We start from the raw sequence: 2,235 nt of genomic DNA, 5'->3' as shown, positions 1-2,235 counted from the left end.
AGATGTGTATAAGAGACGGGAACTAGACCGCGATGGTGGGGAGCGGGGTCTCCACGCGCGGCTGAGGCGTGCCCCGGAAGGACGGCGTGCCGCCCCACGAGGTCTCGACGTCGGCGAGCTCGACGACCTCACCGAACGACCAGCCCATGCCGAACAGGGCGAAGTGGTTCCGTTCCGGTGTGAACTCGGCGACCGCGTCCCGCACGACGTACGTGGCGTAGTCGCGCTGACCGGCGTCGCGGACGGTGGTCTCGACGCAGATGTTCGTCGTCACGCCGCAGACCACCAGGTTCCGGACGCCGAGTCCGGTCAGGACGGGCTCCATCCGGGTGCCGTAGAACGCGCTCGGGCGGGACTTGTCGATCACGACCTCGTCGGGCCGTGCACCGAGCTCGGGGATGAGCTCGATCTCGTCGGTGCCGTACCCGAGGGAGTTCGCGGCGATGCGGTCGGACGCCTTGGCGCCCTTCGTGACGCCGAAGTCGACCATGCCGGGCATGTAGACGTAGCGGGTGAAGATCACCGGGACGCCGGCCGCGCGGGCGGCGTCGACGAGGGCGACGGTGCCGGGGATCGCGTGCCGGAGCGGGGTGACGTCGATGCCGGCGCGTCCGAGCGAGTCGTCGTTGTCGAAGAACGCGCGTTGCATGTCGACGACGATGACGGCGGTGTTCTCGGTGGGGATGGTGGTGGTCATCGTGTGACTCCTAGTCGAAGAGGATCATGCCGTTGGGACGGGGCGTCCAGTCGAGCCCCTTGGTGACGCCGTACGTGTACGTGTCGGCGATGAGCGGTGCGTAGTACGTGTTGTTGTCGACGATCGTCGACACCTTGCCGAGGTCGGCGTTGCGGGCTGCCTCGTCAGGTTCCGCGAGCTCCTGCTCGAGCAGCGCGTCGATCTCGGGGTTCTTCGCGTAGCCCTGACCGCCGGACTTCGTGAGCATCGTGAGCGGCAGGTCGGCGTCCAGCACCGACGGGGCGAACGCGTAGATGTACAGGCCGGAGAACTTGCTCGCGAACCAGTTCGACGAGAACGTCGAGAACTCCTGGCCGTCGAGCTTCACCGTGATGCCCACCGCCTCGAGGTACTGCTGGACCGACTGGGCGAGCTGCTGGATCTGCGGCAGCGTGGTCGTCGGGTAGCTCAGCGTGATGGTGGAGCCGTCGTACCCGGAGGCCTTGACGAGCTCCTTCGCCTGGGCGACGTCCTGCTCCGTGGGTTCGATCGAGTCGTCGTAGCCCTGGGTCACCGACGCGACGAGCTGACTGGCCGGCTCGGTCGTGCCGGCCATGAGCTTCTCCGAGATCGCGTCGCGGTCGACGGCGAGGCTGACGGCCTTGCGGAAGTCGGGGTCGTCGAGCCACTTCGCGGTGGCGTTGAAGCCGGTGTAGATGACCCGGTTGGACTTGGTGTCGACGACGTCGACGGCGTCGGACGACTTCGCGGTGCCGACGCTGGCCGGTCCGAGCAGGGCGATGTCGAGGTCACCGGACTGCACGGAGTTGGCGCGGGTGGTCTCGTCCGGCACGAACTGGAACACGACGTTCTCGTAGGTGCCCTGCTTGCCCCAGTAGTCCGGGTTCCGCTTCAGCGTGATGGAGTCGCCGCGAGTCCACTTCACGACCTCGTACGGACCGGATCCGACCGGCTTCTGGCCGAAGGCCTTCGCACCCTCGGAGTAGATCGCCTCGGGCAGGATCGACACCAGGGTGACCTGCCGGTCGAACGGCGCGTACGGGGTGTTCAGGTGGAAGACGACGGTGGTGTCGTCGGTCGCCTCGAGGGAGTCGATCGCGGTCATGTAGCCGCCGAGGTTCGACTCGGGGTCCTTCATCGCGGTCTCGTACGTGTAGACCACGTCGTCGGCGGTGACGGGGGACCCGTCGGAGAACTCGGCGTCGTCACGGAGTGTGAACGTCCACGTCGTCAGAACGTCGTCGTGGGTCCACTGCGTCGCCAGGCCCGGCTCGACGCTGCCGTCCTTCCCGATGGTCGTGAGCTGGTCGAAGACGTTCTCGAAGACGTTGAGCGACTGCAGGTTCGTGTCGAACACCGGGTCGAGGGTCGACGGCTCCGCGGTGAGTGCGGCGGTGACGGTGTCCTTGGTGGTCGAGCCGCTGCCGGCGTCGGCGGACGAGAAGCCCGAGCAGCCGGTGAGCACGAGTGCTGCGGCGCCGGTGATGCCGACCGCGACGAACAGTCGGTGGATCCGAGGCTGTCTCTTATACACATCT

Annotated in this window: 2 protein-coding genes; both read right to left on the bottom strand. The window is 67.1% G+C overall.

Annotated elements, in window-relative coordinates:
- Positions 1–22: 22 nt before the first annotated feature.
- The gene (locus DEJ17_RS17400) at positions 23–697 is read right to left on the bottom strand and encodes a cysteine hydrolase family protein (RefSeq protein WP_110895664.1); all 675 of its coding nucleotides are present in this window, start codon (positions 695–697) and stop codon (positions 23–25) included.
- A gap of 10 nt (positions 698–707) precedes the next feature.
- Positions 708–2,235, bottom strand: a 1,528-nt coding sequence (locus DEJ17_RS17395; RefSeq protein ID WP_146239764.1) for an ABC transporter substrate-binding protein, incomplete at its 5' end; no start/stop codon positions are given.

Source organism: Curtobacterium sp. MCSS17_011 (assembly GCF_003224275.1).
In the GTDB taxonomy this organism is placed as follows: domain Bacteria; phylum Actinomycetota; class Actinomycetes; order Actinomycetales; family Microbacteriaceae; genus Curtobacterium.
This window is presented reverse-complemented; position numbering and strand designations above follow the sequence as displayed.